The organism is Faecalibacterium sp. OF03-6AC (assembly GCF_003478175.1).
Lineage (GTDB): Bacteria > Bacillota > Clostridia > Oscillospirales > Ruminococcaceae > Faecalibacterium > Faecalibacterium taiwanense.
Genome location: NZ_QUEN01000001.1, coordinates 430,100 through 445,388, shown reverse-complemented (window position 1 = coordinate 445,388; position 15,289 = coordinate 430,100). Strand labels below are relative to the sequence as shown.

At 53.8% G+C, this 15,289-nt stretch carries 15 protein-coding genes and 1 tRNA gene; 13 read left to right on the top strand and 3 right to left on the bottom strand.

The window, feature by feature from the left end:
* Window positions 1–137: 137 nt before the first annotated feature.
* Both DXA66_RS02095 and DXA66_RS02090 read right to left on the bottom strand, forming a co-directional pair.
* On the bottom strand, window positions 138–341 hold the full coding sequence (locus DXA66_RS02095) for a helix-turn-helix domain-containing protein (RefSeq protein ID WP_242888864.1): 204 nt from the start codon (window positions 339–341) through the stop codon (window positions 138–140).
* Window positions 342–360: 19 nt separating this feature from the next.
* Window positions 361–1,188 (bottom strand): LexA family transcriptional regulator, encoded by an 828-nt coding sequence (locus DXA66_RS02090; RefSeq protein WP_117528061.1) that lies wholly within the window; start codon window positions 1,186–1,188, stop codon window positions 361–363.
* Window positions 1,189–1,397: 209 nt separating this feature from the next.
* On the opposite strand from DXA66_RS02090, the gene DXA66_RS02085 reads away from it, so the two are divergent.
* From DXA66_RS02085 to DXA66_RS02045, 9 genes are all read left to right on the top strand, one after another.
* Window positions 1,398–1,595 (top strand): hypothetical protein, encoded by a 198-nt coding sequence (locus tag DXA66_RS02085; protein ID WP_097775157.1) that lies wholly within the window; start codon window positions 1,398–1,400, stop codon window positions 1,593–1,595.
* A 43-nt stretch (window positions 1,596–1,638) separates the two neighbouring features.
* Window positions 1,639–1,920: a hypothetical protein gene (locus tag DXA66_RS02080; RefSeq protein WP_097775158.1), complete on the top strand. Its 282-nt coding sequence runs from the start codon at window positions 1,639–1,641 to the stop codon at window positions 1,918–1,920.
* Entirely contained in the window at window positions 1,920–2,627 is a 708-nt protein-coding gene (locus tag DXA66_RS02075; RefSeq protein ID WP_097784816.1) for an ImmA/IrrE family metallo-endopeptidase, read from the top strand. The genes DXA66_RS02080 and DXA66_RS02075 overlap by 1 nt, the downstream gene beginning before the upstream one ends.
* Before the next feature lie 533 nt (window positions 2,628–3,160).
* Window positions 3,161–3,652 (top strand): sigma-70 family RNA polymerase sigma factor, encoded by a 492-nt coding sequence (locus tag DXA66_RS02070; RefSeq protein WP_015565818.1) that lies wholly within the window; start codon window positions 3,161–3,163, stop codon window positions 3,650–3,652.
* A 374-nt stretch (window positions 3,653–4,026) separates the two neighbouring features.
* Window positions 4,027–4,254 (top strand): hypothetical protein, encoded by a 228-nt coding sequence (locus DXA66_RS02065; protein WP_097775161.1) that lies wholly within the window; start codon window positions 4,027–4,029, stop codon window positions 4,252–4,254.
* A gap of 86 nt (window positions 4,255–4,340) precedes the next feature.
* Window positions 4,341–5,015 (top strand): type II toxin-antitoxin system PemK/MazF family toxin, encoded by a 675-nt coding sequence (locus DXA66_RS02060; protein WP_097771475.1) that lies wholly within the window; start codon window positions 4,341–4,343, stop codon window positions 5,013–5,015.
* A complete protein-coding gene (locus tag DXA66_RS02055; protein WP_097775162.1) occupies window positions 5,006–5,815 on the top strand; it encodes a DUF6551 family protein in 810 nt (269 codons plus the stop codon). Before DXA66_RS02060 ends, DXA66_RS02055 begins: the two co-directional genes overlap by 10 nt.
* A gap of 113 nt (window positions 5,816–5,928) precedes the next feature.
* Complete coding sequence (locus DXA66_RS14340) at window positions 5,929–6,168, top strand: helix-turn-helix domain-containing protein (protein ID WP_243089013.1); 240 nt, start codon at window positions 5,929–5,931, stop codon at window positions 6,166–6,168.
* Window positions 6,169–6,296: 128 nt separating this feature from the next.
* Window positions 6,297–7,793 carry a site-specific integrase gene (locus tag DXA66_RS02045; RefSeq protein ID WP_118526504.1) on the top strand — a complete coding sequence of 499 codons (1,497 nt, stop codon included), beginning with the start codon at window positions 6,297–6,299 and terminating at the stop codon, window positions 7,791–7,793.
* A gap of 62 nt (window positions 7,794–7,855) precedes the next feature.
* On the opposite strand, the gene DXA66_RS02040 is transcribed toward DXA66_RS02045, so the two are convergent.
* Window positions 7,856–7,934: transfer RNA gene (locus DXA66_RS02040), tRNA-Leu, on the bottom strand.
* Window positions 7,935–8,658: 724 nt separating this feature from the next.
* On the opposite strand from DXA66_RS02040, the gene DXA66_RS02035 reads away from it, so the two are divergent.
* The 4 genes from DXA66_RS02035 (at window position 8,659) to DXA66_RS02020 (ending at window position 15,140) form a co-directional block, all read left to right on the top strand.
* A complete protein-coding gene (locus DXA66_RS02035) occupies window positions 8,659–10,581 on the top strand; it encodes an HD domain-containing phosphohydrolase (RefSeq protein WP_158576277.1) in 1,923 nt (640 codons plus the stop codon).
* 156 nt (window positions 10,582–10,737) lie between these two features.
* A complete protein-coding gene (locus DXA66_RS02030) occupies window positions 10,738–11,787 on the top strand; it encodes a SpoIID/LytB domain-containing protein (protein ID WP_187119368.1) in 1,050 nt (349 codons plus the stop codon).
* Between the two features lie 132 nt (window positions 11,788–11,919).
* The gene (locus DXA66_RS02025; protein ID WP_118526500.1) at window positions 11,920–14,343 is read left to right on the top strand and encodes a glycosyltransferase family 2 protein; all 2,424 of its coding nucleotides are present in this window, start codon (window positions 11,920–11,922) and stop codon (window positions 14,341–14,343) included.
* Between the two features lie 5 nt (window positions 14,344–14,348).
* Window positions 14,349–15,140 (top strand): glycosyltransferase, encoded by a 792-nt coding sequence (locus DXA66_RS02020; RefSeq protein ID WP_097776436.1) that lies wholly within the window; start codon window positions 14,349–14,351, stop codon window positions 15,138–15,140.
* Window positions 15,141–15,289: the final 149 nt, after the last annotated feature.

Genomic DNA, 15,289 nt, shown 5'->3' with positions numbered 1-15,289 from the left:
TGTATTCCTTCAATGGTAACAATCATGGAGATTAGTGTTTATCTGGAGATTACCAAAGGATAAATAGAAGCAGTATTAAAGCCGTTCACCACGCAGATTTTCCAGCGTGGCGAACGGCTTTTTTGCTGCCCCTATATTTACAGGTAGGAGGAATCGAAGAAGTCTTTTAATGTAATTCCTAAACCCTGACAAATTCTTTCAATCGTCTCTACGCTTAACTGCCCTCCCCGACGGGCGGTGGTTTGAATCGTGGAGTACGATATTCCGCATTTCTTTGCCAACACACACAGATTCATATCACGCGCTTGCATCAAATCCTGAACACGCTTGATCGTATCCACGAAAACTCCTCCCATCTTTTTAGTTCAAAACTTTTCCAACAACCTCGAATCTTTGCTCTGGAGATATAAGGATCGGCGAATATTTGGTGTTAAGAGAAACCAAAACCGGTTGGTTATGCACCACGCCATAGCTGTCGGTAAGGAACTCTGCTTGGGATTTGTCTGGGGTATGTTCATCGTATTTTTTCAGATATCCACAGTCATCATATACGAATATCCCGATATCCCCGCATTTAAGTTCTTCGCAGCGCTTCACCCATACGATCTGTCCGTTATGATAGCGTGGCTCCATACTATCACCGCTAACATATATCCCGAACTCGGCACCAGCCGGAACGCTACTGGCAGGCACTTGTATCTGCTGGAACATTTCACCCTCAAGAAAAGCTCCTAGACCTGCCGATACTGGCAACTCTGATACAGGCATCATTATGTAGTCGATTTCCGCGGGCTCTTCTGCGTCTGGCTGGTAGCGCCGGGATGCAATCAAGTCCATTTCGTACTCAGCGACTTTTTTTTGCCCGATGTCATTTAGAAGGGCGGGTTTCTGGAAGTTCTTTGTAAAGTAGGAAGGACCCTCCTTGATGTTCAATGCGTAGCAGATTGCAACTAGTTGGTAGATGCTAGGAGTGGTATAGCCTTTTTCCCATTTGCTGATTCCTTTATCACTGACATCGACGCCATAGTGACGGAGAAGTTCAGAGAAAGTTACAAGTGAATAGCCATTCCTTTTTCGTGTGCCTGCGAGAATCTGACCAACCTCATTGCTATCCCTCGCAGCGACTGCATCATAGCGCACTGTGGATGGGGCTATGTGCATTTTGGTGAGCGTGGTTTTCTTTTTCATAACAAGAACACTCCTTTGTGATCCGGTAGCTCTATTATAGTATAGAAAATATAAGAAATCAACAGGAAATCTCTAAAATGGCGACAAATGCGTAATTGACATCTCCATAAAGTGGGTATATAATCAAACCAAATCCACAAATAACAGCCTTTTGGTGTTATTTTCGTATGGGATTGTGTTTGTTTGGCGTTTTTTTGCGAGGTGATACTATGAGAAAAGAAAATGTAAGATGTCCAATGTGCGGAACCATGAATTATGATGTGGATCTTGATGAAACCGGTGGCTGGACAAAATGCCGTCTGTGCAAAGCAGTGACCTGCTCTATGGATGAGTGGAAAAAACATACAGTGTCCGTTCCGCTGTTGAACGAAAAACAGCTCGTGGCACGCAGTATGATTCGCAAGTAATGCACGCCGTGTTTTGATAAATCCGCAAAAAGGAGGAATTCTGATGTGTGGTGATTACAACCTTCGCCGTGAGAAAAGATACGTCGAAGTGGACGTTCGTTTTACTCCTGACGGTAAGATCCGCCCTCTTGCCATAAACTATGACAAGGCTCACACTTATGGAATTGATCGGGTCTTGGCAGTCAAACATGGGACATCACGCCTAGGCGGAAAAGGTCACTGCTTCACCTGCCTGATCTGCGGTCAGAAGCGGAATCTTTGGCTTGAACGGGGCAAGTGGTTCGTGGAAGCCTACTGCTCCGTGCCGGAAAGCTGTGCTTCGTAATGGCAAGATACTTATCCCGCGCAGATCTTTCGCACATAGCGGGTAAGTATATCGACCAGTACTATACCCGTTTCGGGATCAGTAAAGATGACCCAGAACCCATTGACCCTGAACGGCTCGCAAGTTCTGTTCTTGGGCTGAATGTGAAAATGCTGCCGCTATGCAGCGATGGAAGTATTCTAGGACTGACTGTTTTCCAGAAATGCGGTTTTACCGTAACCTTGGGGGACGGGACAAAGCTTGTGGAGGTGTTCATGCCGAAGGACGTTGTAATCGATTCCGCCCTTGCGTCAGACAGCTGCACCGGATGCCGGAATTTCACGATAGCGCATGAAGCGGCGCACCATATACTGGCTGACCTGTTTCCGAACGACTACGGAAAAGCAGTCAAGTGCCGTGGGCACATTGCCTATCGGGAACGAAACGGACAGCCCTCATGGGAAGAATGGCAGGCGAATACCCTTGCAGCGGAGCTGCTGATGCCAACATTTCTGGTCAACGCCGAAATAGAACGTGCAGCGCTGTGCCTGCCAAATGGAATCCTGTACAAATCCGCATCGGACCCGAACTATGAAAGAATTCTGGAGATGGCTGCACGGATCGGGGTATCGTGGTCTGCGATCAGGATCAGATTACAGCAGATGCAGGTCATCAACGGAAAACCCATCCACTGCCATCCATTGGACGTCATTCGATTTGGAGAATAATATGACTTGGTCAAATAATCGCTCTTTTAAGAGTAAACCGCTGAACAATATACAGCAGGCACAATTCAGCATTGGCTGGAGGTTTTGTCCGGTTTGCGGACACAAGCTCTACCAAAAAAACGAGAGCTGTTCAGGCTCTATCAGCATAAAGTGCCTCAAGTGCGGTAACATAGCAACAGTTGACTTAGCCTACCGCAGACGCTGACTTTTTTAGACAAACCACAATTTCAAAAATCGGGTGCATTGCACCCTGAATATGGACTGTTCGTCACCGAGCAACGGGCCATTGCCGCAAGGCAATGTATGAAACGCGCACCAAATAGCCGGGCAACAGCTGATAGAGTGATTCTGCTTTAGAACCGCTCTGTTAGTTGGTTGTCCGGCTATTTTTTTAGCCTTCAGGTAGCCTGCTCCCGTAAAAAGGAGCAGGCTTTATGTTTGTCCGTTTTTCATGGATGCCCCAAGCGGCGAAATATCCGTAGCCTTCCAAATTTTCGACTTTTTACGACTTATCGAAAATTTGGAGGTTTACGATGTCTTTTAATAAAGGCTATGAGTTGAAGAAGTTTGAAGCACACTGGGAAAAGTTGCGCATCGAGTACGCAGCTGCGGGAATGACGAAAGAGGCCATCCAGAAGATGTACGATTATGACCGTCAGCAATTCAATTCGGAGCGTACCTTTATCGAGCGGACGCAGGAATTCACCGCTCCTGCGTATGAAAGCTCTGAGGAAGAAGCGTCGCCTTTGATGCTACGCTATCAGGATGCGATTACCGTGACAGATACTTACCACGAAACTAAAAGCCGTTTTGCATGGATTGGTGAGATTGAGAACGAGCAGTTGCTTACTGCACTCGAAACTTTGAAAACCGAAGATTTGGAAATCATCACCATGTACGCTTACGAGGGATACGACATCACTGAAATTTCTAAAGTCTACGGCGTATCTCGGCCCACTATTAGTATCAAAATCAAGAGAATTACTAAATTTTTGAAAAACTTCAATTTCAATGCTACGAATTGACCTTTCTCGTCGGCTACCAAGTGAGAGGACAATTTCCCAAGCGGCACCTGCCGCAGGGCGAAACGTCCGACCTCAGGGACCTTGAAAACTGAATAGTTCCGTCATCTGGTACTCCGATAATGATACTTCCGTAATTCGCGGCCCGGTCACAAAGCAGACGGGGTGGCTGAAATGCCAATGAAGCGGTACAAGTCCGCTGCCAGATGTTCATGCCCCACTCGCAGGGAGCCGAGGGCGAATATGCGAGACCTTTAATCATATTGATCCGGGAACTGTCGGGTACGTTCCACGCATCCGGCAGTTCCCGTTTTTTTACGTACTCTTATTTATTCTTTATCCGAATATTCACTTTTGATACATAGGAGGACACTTTTATGGACGAGTTGAACCCCACGGTGCGCGAGCAGGAGATCTACGAGGAGATGGAGCTGACCCCTGAGATGGTCAAGTCCATCCGCACCCTCTGCGGTACCTGTCTGCGGCACTTTGTGGATGCAAAGGCATTCAAGATCGCGCTTGTACCCAGCCCAGACCGGAGCATGGACACATGCACCGTCTGCCAGATGCGGCGCGGCTATGATTATGTGGTCATGCACCGCTGACCCAACCATACCACCATACCTTGAACGAAGCTCGTTGCGGAACATCCGGCAGCGGGTTTTGCACATAACAACATGGAGGTACAATTTTGCAGCAAAACTGGAAATTCCAACGCGGAGACATCTTCTTCACCCATTTCGGGGCGAGCACCGGCTCGGAACAGCACGGTGACCGCCCGGCGGTCATTCTTCAGAATGACGTGGGCAATTATCACTCTCCGACCCTGATCGTTGCGACCATGACAAGCAAGGCGGAAAAGAAAGTAAACCAGCCGACCCACTGCCTGTTGGAAAACGCAGGGTTGAATATGCCGTCCGTTGTGCAGGCAGAGCAGATCTTCACCATCGACAAAAGCCGGGCACTGAAGTATCTGGGGCATCTGACCCCAGAGGAGATGCGCCGGGTGGATGATGCGGTTCGCATCAGCCTTGCGCTGAACCCTATGGGCAGCATCCAGCAGATAGAGCCTATCCGGCGCTCTACGGCGGTTTATGCGCCGCCTGAGGTGGTGGATGGCAAACCGCCTGTCTACCCCTATACGCCCATCCGGTCGTCCTTTGAGAACGCCGGAAGCATCGAGGAAATGATGCTGTACACCGAACTGCAATCCGCGGTTCATGCCATGATCCAGCGGCTCGAATATAGCTTCACCTTCAATCCCAGCCTGCTCACCAGCCCGAAGCGGAAGCAGCAGGTGACTGAGATCTTAGAGGAAGCCGAGAAGTACATTTGGAGAATCAAGGAGGAAATGCGATGCGCCTGAACGACAACAATACTTTCATTGGTATCAACCCGCCGTACCAGCTTTCGGTCATCCACAGCAGCAAGCTGATCTATCCCCGCGAGATCTACCAGCGGGGCGTAGAGCGCAAGAGGGTGGAGCTGATTGCAAGGGACTTCAACGAGTACATCGTTAACGAGCCGAAGGTCAGCTTCCGCAACGGCAGGTACTATGTAATGGATGGGCAGCACACCATCGAGGGCTGCATCCTCCTCAACGGCGGCGAGGACCGCCCGATCCTCTGCAAGGTCTACACCGGTCTGACGATGGAGCAGGAAGCCCTGCTCTTTGCCGAGCAGAACGGTCACGCCGCACCCCTGTCGGCGGGCATCAAGCTGCGCGCCAAGGTGGTGGGCGGCGATGCGCCTTCCAAGGCGTTTGTCGCAGCCACTAACCGGGCGGGGCTTTCCCTCAACTACGACAGTATGCAGCTGAGCGACTACCGCATCGGCTGCGTGGGCACGGCGCTGAAGCTGTACGACCAGCTGGGCGAAGAGATCTACTGCGAAGCTCTGCGGCACATCGTGGAAGCGTGGGAGGGCAAACCGGATTCCTTCCGGGCGGCTGTCCTGCGGGGCGTGATGTACTTTGTGCAGCTGTATCATGGGCAGTACAGCGAGGAGCGGCTTGTCCGTGCGCTGAGCGGCGTCCATCCCATGGAGCTCTACCGTGTCAGCCGGGATAACCCCGCCAAGCTTCCGGGCTGGCGGCGGTACGTTTACCCCATCTACACCACCTACAACGGCAAGTGCAGGAAAGACGCACTGCCGATGAAGTTCTAAGCTCAAATATCTCCTTTGGCAAGTGAGATGGTCCCCGAAAAAGACCATCACACTTTACATATAGTATTTTCTGCTGAATAATCGACATATTGAACTAGAAAGAGAGGACAGGAATGAGCGAGATCGCAGCCTGCACTTTGATTCAGGAAGAGCCTGACCGAAAGACGGAGAGGTATCTGACGATGTTCAAGGACTACCCGGATGTGGTGACGGTGGAGCATCTTCAGGAAATGCTTGGCATCTGCCGGAAGAATGCGTATCTGTTGGTCAAGCAGAATAAGATCCACTCGGCGCGTGTAGGACGCAGCTATAAGATACCAAAACTCTGCGTGGTAGAGTACCTGCTCGATTAGGATCGGCAACTTGGAGGGATGCACCTTTCAAACTCCCTTGTGCCATCCTTGCAAAACACTCCAGAATCTTCTAAACTTATGATGCCTAAGCAAAGGACGTTTGGCTGCGAACAGAAAGGAGCATAACTATGACAAATGTGGCCGGACATTTAAGAGAACAAAACGGTATGTATCAGATGATTCTGAGCTGGAAAGACACAGATGGAAAGCGCAGAACCAAATCCATCAGCACAGGACTTCCTGTTAAAGGAAACAAAAAAAGAGCTGAATCTCTGTTGCGTAAAACACAAAAAGAGTTTAACCCTGAAACGATGCAGCAGGTTTCCGACCTGCCGGTATCGGAATATCTGAACCGCTGGCTTCGGGAAAGCGTGATGAACCTTCCGCCCGAAACCTATGGCAGATATGCTTATGATCTGGGAAGAGTAGTTGTCCCATACTTTGAAAAGAAGCGGCTGTCTTTGAAAGCACTCTCTCCGCGCGATCTGGAAACGTTCTTCCGCTATGAGCGTCAGCAGGAGGAGGCCAGTGTACAGCAGCTTCTGGATTGGCACAAGGAGTTGACCGATGCCCTACAATATGCCGTTGACAATAATTGGCTGAAGGTCAGCCCCATCAAAGAAGTTGACCCCTGCCTTGATAACTCCCCGGTACTTTTCACCGACTTCATCACGGACTGGTTGAAAATGATGAAGTCACGAGTGGAAATCACAACCTATACCAGCTATGAAAGAGCAATCGTTCACAAGATCGTCCCATATTTTGAACCGCTCCACTATACATTGCAGGATATGGAACAGCATCCCAAATACATCCAAGACTTCTACCAGCATGAGTTGGATCGTGGCCTTACGGCAAACACCGTCATTCACTATCACGCCAACATCCGCAAATGCTTGCAGTACGCTTTTCAAATCGGCATGATCCGTTCCAACCCGGCAGATCGCGTTGAACGTCCTCGTAAGGAAAAGTTCAAGTCGGAGATTTACAGCGGTGAAGAACTGGAGCAGCTTTTCAAAGCGATTCAAGGTGACCCTTCGGAGTTTGGCGTTATCATGGCTGCATTCTACGGCCTGCGGCGCAGTGAAGTTGTTGGCTTGAAATGGGATGCCATTGACTTTGAAAACAAGAAAATCAGCATTCAGCATACGGTTGTGACCGCAAAGGTCAACGGAACGCTAACAGAAATCGCACGAGATAAGACAAAAACAAAGTCGAGCTGCCGGACACTTCCCCTAATCCCTGCCTGTGAGCAGATGCTCAATAAAATGAAAAAGGAGCAGGAGCAGAATCGGAAGGTCTGCGGCAAAAGCTATTGCACCGATTATCTTGACTATATCTATGTAGACCCGATGGGAAAACGGATTCGGCCCGATTTCCTGAGCCAACATTTCCCGGATTTTCTGATCGCACACCAGATGAAGCGTATCCGCTTTCACGATCTGCGCCATAGCTGCGCCAGTCTGCTCTATGCCAATGGCGTGAGCCTGAAGGAGATTCAGGAGTGGCTGGGGCACAGCGACATCAGCACGACAAGCAACATTTATACACATCTGGATTTCTCCAGTAAGGTATCTTCGGCGAATGCAATCGTCAATATCTTCCCAGAAAACGCCAAAGTATAAAAAATGGGCAAAAAAGAAAAACAGCCTAAAATCTTTCGAGCCTAAGCTGTTTTATGATGAAGTGCCGATGGTGGGACTCGAACCCACATGGTTTCCCGAACGATTTTGAGTCGTTTGCGTCTGCCATTCCGCCACATCGGCTGATATTCAATTTTGAGACATTCGTACCGGTTTCTGAAGATTGGAGGGATGTTCAGGAGGGATGTAAGAAATCCTGCTTCGACAAACCTTCAAAATTCAACGCACAATCGTGAATTTCTCGTACAGACAAGAAAAATCACGAAGCGGATTTTGAGTCGTTTGCGTCTGCCATTCCGCCACATCGGCTTATATTCAATTTTGGGACATTAGTACCGGTTTCTGGAGATTGGAGGGATGTTCAGGAGGGATGTAAGAAATCCTGCTTCGACAAACCTTCAAAATTCAACGCACAATCGTGAATTTCTCGTACAGACAAGAAAAATCACGAAGCGGATTTTGAGTCCCCCTCGTCTGCCATTCCGACACACCGGCTGATATGCAATTCAAAAGAACGTTACTATTATAGCGGATTCTGCGCACAAAATCAAGACTGAGTTTCCGGCGAAAACACGTGGACCGTTCCCGGGCAGAGCGGGCAGCAGACGGCCGGAAAACTGCACTCCCCAATTTGCGTCGCTTTGTGCGGCACAGTACGGTGCCTGATGAGGAAATTTGACAAAAAATAAAGAGCTTGCGTTGATTTTACAGGATCAAAACGACACATTCCGTACCGCAGGCTACAAGGGTTGAAGATTGACGTATTCTGGTAAAAAATAGTATAATGTTACTTGTGAAAGAATGCCGTGCGGCCCAAAACGCGCGGCTTTGCAGCGGGAGATATGCGATGATGAGCAGAAAAAACAGAACACGCCAGCAGATGGAAGAGGAAATGCGCCAGCTCCGCAAGGTGTTCATGACGGTGCGCCTGATGAAGGCGGACGAGGTGCAGGGCGGCAAAAAGGGCAGCGCGCCCTGCTATGCCCAGTGGCGGCGCAGCCGTCCGTGTGAAAACTGCGTGGCAAGGCAGGCGCTGGAAAAGAACACCCGGAAAACAAGGCTGGAATACTTTGGGCAGGAGCTGTACGAAATCACGGCCAGCTGTGTGCAGGTGGATGGCCAACTCTGTGTGGTGGAGCTGACCCGCAAGATCGACCGCAGCGTTCTGTTGGACCCGGAAAGCGGTGAGCGGCTGCTCAACAGTATTACCGATGAGCGGGAAAAGCGCTACCGCGACCCGCTGACCGGTGCCTACAACCGCACCTATTATGATGAGAACTACCGCTACCGCAGCATTACCGCCGGTGTGGCGATGCTGGATATGGACGATCTGAAGTTCTCCAACGATGTTTACGGCTCCGGTGCGGGCAACAGCGTGCTGGAAACGGCGGTAAGCACCATCCGGCGCGGCCTTTCGGAAAAAGACCGCCTGATCCGCTACGACGGCGGCAGGCTGCTTTTGCTGCTGCCGGACATCCGGCAGGAACAGCTCAGCCCGCGTCTGGAACAGATCCGTCTGCAGCTGCAGGCGGCCAACGTGCCGGGCTACTCCCGCATCCGCATGTCGGCCAGCATTGGAGGCGTGTGGATCGACGACGAAAATGTGGACGATGCGGTGCAGCACGCGGAACGGCTGATGCACTATGCACGCATCCAGAAAAACACCGTGATCACCGAGCGTCAGCCGGAGCCGCACGCCCTGCAGCCCACCCACAGCCGCCAGAGTGTGCTCATCGTGGACGACTCGGCCATGAACCGGATGCTGCTCAGCCAGATGCTGAACAGCCAGTTCGACACTGCCGAAGCGGCTTCCGGCGAGGACTGCCTGCGCCTGCTGGAACAGAACCCCACCGGCATCTCCGTTGTGCTGCTGGATATCCACATGGCCGGCATTGACGGCTTTACCGTGCTGGAAGCCATGAGCCAGCGCGGAATGCTGGAAGAGATCCCGGTCATCATGATCTCCAGCGAGGACAATGTGGACACGGTGCGCCGCGCCTTTGATCTGGGTGCGTCCGATTATATCAGCCGCCCCTTTGATGCAAGGGTGGTGTATCAGCGCATTACCAACACCATCCGCATGTATGCAAAGCAGCGCCGCCTGAGCGCCATGGTGGCGGATCAGGTGTCGCAAAAGGAAAAGCGCAGCCAAATGATGATCGGCATTCTGAGCCGGGTGGTGGAGCGCCGCAACGGCGAGAGCCGCACCCATGTGCAGCACATCAGCACCCTGACCGGAATGCTGCTGGACCATCTGGTGCAAAAGACCGAGACTTACCCCCTGACGCAGGAGATGCGCCGTACCATCAGCATGGCCTCGGTGCTGCACGACATTGGCAAAATGGAGATCGGGGAGCAGGTCCTGAACAGTCCGGAGCCGCGCACGCCGGAGGATGAAGAAACCATGCGCCAGCATACCCTGCTGGGTGCACGGATGCTGGAAGAGCTGGATGCCTACCGCGACGAAGATTTTGTGCGGGTAGCCTATCAGATCTGCCGCTGGCACCACGAGCGGTACGACGGCAGCGGCTACCCGGACCAGCTGGTTGGCGAACAGATCCCCATTGCGGCACAGGTGGTCGGCCTTGCGGATGCCTACGAAACGCTGACCACTGGCAGCGGAAGCCAGCCGCCGGTACCCTGCGCGGCTGCAGTGCAGATGCTTTGCACCGGCGAGGCCGGGGCGTTCAATCCGGTGCTGCTGGACTGCCTGCGGGAGATCGAGAACGAGATCGACGATGCCATGCGTCGTCGGCCGGAGACCTTATAAATCAGACCGGAGAGCAGCCCGAACGGGAAAGGCCCTCCGGTTTCTTCTTTGTCCGGAAGCAAAAAACGAAAGTCCAGTCCTTGCCCGCAGGCGCAGGCTGTGTTACACTGTAAAAAACACAGTCAGAAATCTGCAAAAAACAGGAGGAGATCACTTTTGAAACATCTGCATCGGTTTGTGCGTCGCGCGGCGGCGTTTGTGCTGGCAGCAGCGCTGTGCGTTTGCGTTCTGGCCCCGGCGGCTTCGGCAGCCACCACTATAGGCGGCGCGGACACGACCCTGATCCCTGCCGAGGAGGAAAACTGCCTTGCATGGCTCTTTGGCACCAGTGATACCATCACCATGCCCTACCTGAACATCAAGGGACAGGGCCTGCGGCGCAACGTCACGCTGAACCTTGTGGACTGCCTTGTGGGCATTACCTACACGGAGCTTGGCTCCATTGGCAGCTATGTCAGCGCCAGCGCCGCCCAGCAGGCGTGGAAGGCACAGGCGGTGGCCATCCATTCCTATCTGGAATACCACAAGCAGTACGGCTCCTCTTCCAATGCGCTCATCTACACTCCGGTGGATCAGATCCCGTCCTCGGCACGGGAAGCCATCCGCAGGGCGGTGGAACCGGTGAAAAATGAGATCCTTACCTACAACGGCAGCGTCTGCGATGCCGTGTGGTCGGCCAGTGCGGGCTATAACACCCAGACCGGCGTGTACGGCACCTGCTCCAGCCGGGACGCATGGGGCACCGATGTGCCGTATCTGCAGAGCGTGGAGAGCCCCTACGAGGAGCAGTACCACAACAAGCTGCGCCGGGTCATCGGAAAAGACTATACCTATAAAGAGTATAACGACAGCCGCACCGGCGAGCCCTACGTCAGCGCCGACACCACCCACAAGGATCTGGGCGGCTTTGTGCAGTACAACACCTTTGTTTCCAATGGCCGCAGCTACCGCTATATCGGCCAGTTCGTTTCCTCCCGTTACTGCTTCGACTTTGGCGCGGACGAAAGCGGCACTCCCTGCATGACCTATTACGGCTTTGGCCATGGCGTGGGCATGAGCCAGTGCGGTGCTGTGGGTTACGCACAGGAGCAGGGCATGGGCTACCGAGAGATCCTGAGCCACTACTACACGGGTGTGAGCATTTCCACTTCCAGCAGCTCCGGCGGTGGGTTCTTTGGCTGGCTACACAGCCTGTTCCACTGGTAAGCAGTGGAAAACTGCAAAGAAATGCGCGCAAAACCTTCTCAAATCATGCCGGATTTGGTATACTATAAATCGTGTGATTTTTTGAGAGATCATTTTTTAAGATAAAAAAGTTCCATAGGAGCGGAGATCGGAATGGATCAGGAAAAAGAAACCAAACGACAGGCCGAGCGCTGCCGTGCACTGGCGCAGCGCATCGTGCGGGAGCTGACCCCTGCCAGCATTCAGGTGCTGGGCGGCAGCGGCGCACTGGCCGAAGCACTGGAAAAGGCCGGCGCACAGCTGCTGCCGGAGAATGCAGAGCAGGGCACCGCTGCCCTGCTGGTGGTGGAGGACCCGGAATGGGTGAATCTGCCCGCACTGCAGTGTGCACAGGTGCTGCTGGTATGCACCGATGCATCGGCCATGGCTGACTGTGCAAAGCAGTTGGCCGCACAGGGCCTGTACCGGGATTTTGAGTGGAAGAACCGCGGCAAAGCCCAGCAGACCGCGCTGTTCTGCCGCAGCGCCGCTGTGCAGGATGCACAGCAGCTGCTGGCAGGCTACGAGATGACGCTGGACGATCTGCGAGAGCGGATGCAGCAGGCCGAGCGCACCGGCGAAGAGCTGACGGCTCAGCTGGAACGCCTGCGCAGTGATCTTTCGCTGAGCCGCAGCCATGAGCAGGACCTGGAAAAGACCCTGAACAATGTGACCAGCTCTACTTTCTGGAAGATGAGCTGGCCGCTGCGCTACTTTGTCAGCAAGGGCCGTCAGCTGGCACACACCTTCCCGCCGTTCGTCTTTCTGGGCCAGCTGCGCCGGGTGGGCATTTCCGGCGTGCGTGCGCAGGCAAAGGCCAAAAAGGAATATGCGAAGCTGTTCCCGGGCAGGACCATGCGCGCCGACCGCTTTGCCAGCGCAGAGCTGCTGGTAAGGCAGGCGGCCGACCAGCCCGCCGCGCCGCGCATCAGCATCGTGGTGCCGCTGTACAATACGCTGCAGCAGTTTCTGGTGGAGCTGCTGGACTCGGTGCAGAACCAGACCTATCAGAACTGGGAGCTGTGCCTTGTGGATGCCGGTCAGGACGAGACGGTGGGCCAGACCGTAGCAGCCCGTGCTGCGGAAGACCCCCGCATCCGTTACCAGAAGCTGGAAAAGAACGAGGGCATTGCGGGCAACACCAATCAGGGCTTTGCACTGGCAACGGGCGAGTTTATCGCCCTGCTGGACCACGATGATATCCTGCACCCCTGTGCTCTGTGGTACGTGGCACAGGCCATTGCAGAACAGGGCGCAGACTTTGTGTATACGGATGAAGTGACCTTTGAGGGCGACATCGACCATCTGACCGTTTACCATTTCAAGCCGGATTATATGCTGGATAATCTGCGCTCCAACAACTATATCTGCCACCTGAGCGTGTTCAGCGCAAAGCTGCTGGCCGCTGTGGGCGGCGATGAGCGTGCAGCCTACAACGGCAGTCAGGACTATGACCTCTACCTGCGCCTGACCGAAAAGGCGCACAAGATCGTGCATATCCCGCATCTGCTGTACTACTGGCGCTCCAGCCCCACCAGCGTGGCAAGCAACATTTCGGCCAAGACCTACTGTCTGGAAGCTGCGGTCAAGGCCCTGTATGCCCACTACGAGCGTGTGGGTGTGCCGGTGGATGAAGTTTCCATGATCCCGGGTACGCCGGGCTTCTATAAGACGGACTATACCATCACAAAGCCGGGCCGGGTCAGCATCCTGATCCCCAGCTGCGACCATTCTTCCGACCTGCGCACCTGCGTGGAGTCCATCTACCGCAGGAGCACCTATGAGGATCTTGAGATCATCGTCATCGAGAACAACAGCAGGGAGCCTGCCACCTTCCGCTGCTATGAAAAGCTGCAGAAGGAGCACAAGAACCTGAAGGTGATCACATGGCAGGGCACCGGCTTCAACTACAGCGCCCTGAACAACTTTGGCGCAAAGGAAGCCACCGGCGAATACCTGCTGCTGCTCAACAACGATACCGAGGTCATTTCTCCGCGCTGGATCGAAGAAATGCTCATGTACGCCCAGCAGGACCGTGTGGGCTGCGTGGGCGCAAAGCTGCTTTATCCGGACAACACCATCCAGCACGCGGGCATCGGCTTCGGCTTTTTGACCCTTGCGGCCCACATGCACAAGAACTTCCCGGTGGGCCACCCCGGCTATATGGGCCGTCTGGTCTATGCACAGGATGTGTATGCGGTCACTGCCGCCTGCCTGATGGTGCGCAGGAGCGTCTACGAGCAGGTGAACGGTCTGGACGAGAGCTTTGCTGTGGCCTTCAACGATGTGGACTTCTGCGTGCGCGTGCGTGAAGCGGGCTATACCAACGTGTTCACCCCGTTTGCACAGCTGTACCACTACGAGAGCAAGAGCCGTGGTCTGGACGAAAACCCGGTCAAGCGCAAGCGCTTCATCTCGGAGGTGGAGCGCTTCCAGAAGCGGTGGGCAAAGCAGCTGGCCGCAGGCGACCCCTGCATGAACCCGAACTTTGACCTGATGAAAGAGGACTTCAGCTTTGACATCAAACCGCTGGAGTGAACGACATGGAACTTTCTGCTTGTATTGTAGTTTATAACGGCGCAGATGAAGCGCTCAGGGCGGCACAGACCGTGCTGGACTGCACCCGCCGCCACCCGCTGACGCTGTATCTGGTGGACAACGCCAGCCCGGACGGCAGCGGCCAGTGCCTTGCCAAGGCCGCGAAGGACGGCACCCTGCACATCCGCGAGGACCAGAAGGTGGAGGTGCTCTGCCGTACAGAGAACGGCGGCTTTGGCACCGGCCACAACACGGTGCTCAGCCTGCTGCAAAGCCGGGTGCACTTTATCCTGAACCCGGATATCCAGCTCACTGCGGATACGCTGAGCGACCTTGCGGACTGGATGGCACAGCACCCCGGCGTGGTGATGGCGCGGCCCGCGCTCACCTTCCCGGACGGGCGGCCCCAGCGTCTGCCGCTGCGCCGGTGCAGTGTGCGGGCCATGGTGTACCGCCAGCTGCCCTGCCTGAAATTCTGGGCAAAGTACAACGAGCGCTATCTCATGGCGGACAAAGACCTGACAAAACCCACCGAGATCGAGTTCTGCACCGGCAGCTTCTCGGCCGTGGATACTGCGGTGTTCAAGGCTGTGGGCGGATTTGACGAGGACTACTTCATGTACGTGGAGGATGCCGACCTCACCCAGAAGATGCGCACCCGGGGCAAAGCGTATCTAGTGCCCCAGTATACGGCCATCCATGCGTGGCACCGCGCCGCGCACCGCAGTCTGAAGCCCTTTTTGTGGCAGCTGCGCAGCCTGCTGCGCTATTTCTCCAAGTGGGGCTTTGCGTGGTAACTCCCCCAGTCAATGCCTGCGGCATTGCCAGCCCCCTCGGAGAGGGGGCCTTTTGGGCGGAACAAATGCGAGATTGAAGGAGTTTCAGAACGGCTTTTCCGGAAAATTTTTCGGGAAAGCCGTTCTTTCTTGCTTTTTGTGTGATTTGA

Excerpts from the sequence above, each read along its gene's own strand:
- DXA66_RS02045 (WP_118526504.1), top strand. The coding sequence starts at position 6,297 with ATGACAAATGTGGCCGGACATTTAAGAGAACAAAACGGTATGTATCAG.
- DXA66_RS02025 (WP_118526500.1), top strand. The coding sequence starts at position 11,920 with ATGGATCAGGAAAAAGAAACCAAACGACAGGCCGAGCGCTGCCGTGCA.
- DXA66_RS02065 (WP_097775161.1), top strand. The coding sequence starts at position 4,027 with ATGGACGAGTTGAACCCCACGGTGCGCGAGCAGGAGATCTACGAGGAG.
- DXA66_RS02085 (WP_097775157.1), top strand. The coding sequence starts at position 1,398 with ATGAGAAAAGAAAATGTAAGATGTCCAATGTGCGGAACCATGAATTAT.
- DXA66_RS02075 (WP_097784816.1), top strand. The coding sequence starts at position 1,920 with ATGGCAAGATACTTATCCCGCGCAGATCTTTCGCACATAGCGGGTAAG.
- DXA66_RS02080 (WP_097775158.1), top strand. The coding sequence starts at position 1,639 with ATGTGTGGTGATTACAACCTTCGCCGTGAGAAAAGATACGTCGAAGTG.
- DXA66_RS02055 (WP_097775162.1), top strand. The coding sequence starts at position 5,006 with ATGCGCCTGAACGACAACAATACTTTCATTGGTATCAACCCGCCGTAC.
- DXA66_RS02035 (WP_158576277.1), top strand. The coding sequence starts at position 8,659 with ATGATGAGCAGAAAAAACAGAACACGCCAGCAGATGGAAGAGGAAATG.
- DXA66_RS02020 (WP_097776436.1), top strand. The coding sequence starts at position 14,349 with ATGGAACTTTCTGCTTGTATTGTAGTTTATAACGGCGCAGATGAAGCG.
- DXA66_RS14340 (WP_243089013.1), top strand. The coding sequence starts at position 5,929 with ATGAGCGAGATCGCAGCCTGCACTTTGATTCAGGAAGAGCCTGACCGA.
- DXA66_RS02070 (WP_015565818.1), top strand. The coding sequence starts at position 3,161 with ATGTCTTTTAATAAAGGCTATGAGTTGAAGAAGTTTGAAGCACACTGG.
- DXA66_RS02090 (WP_117528061.1), bottom strand. The coding sequence starts at position 1,188 with ATGAAAAAGAAAACCACGCTCACCAAAATGCACATAGCCCCATCCACA.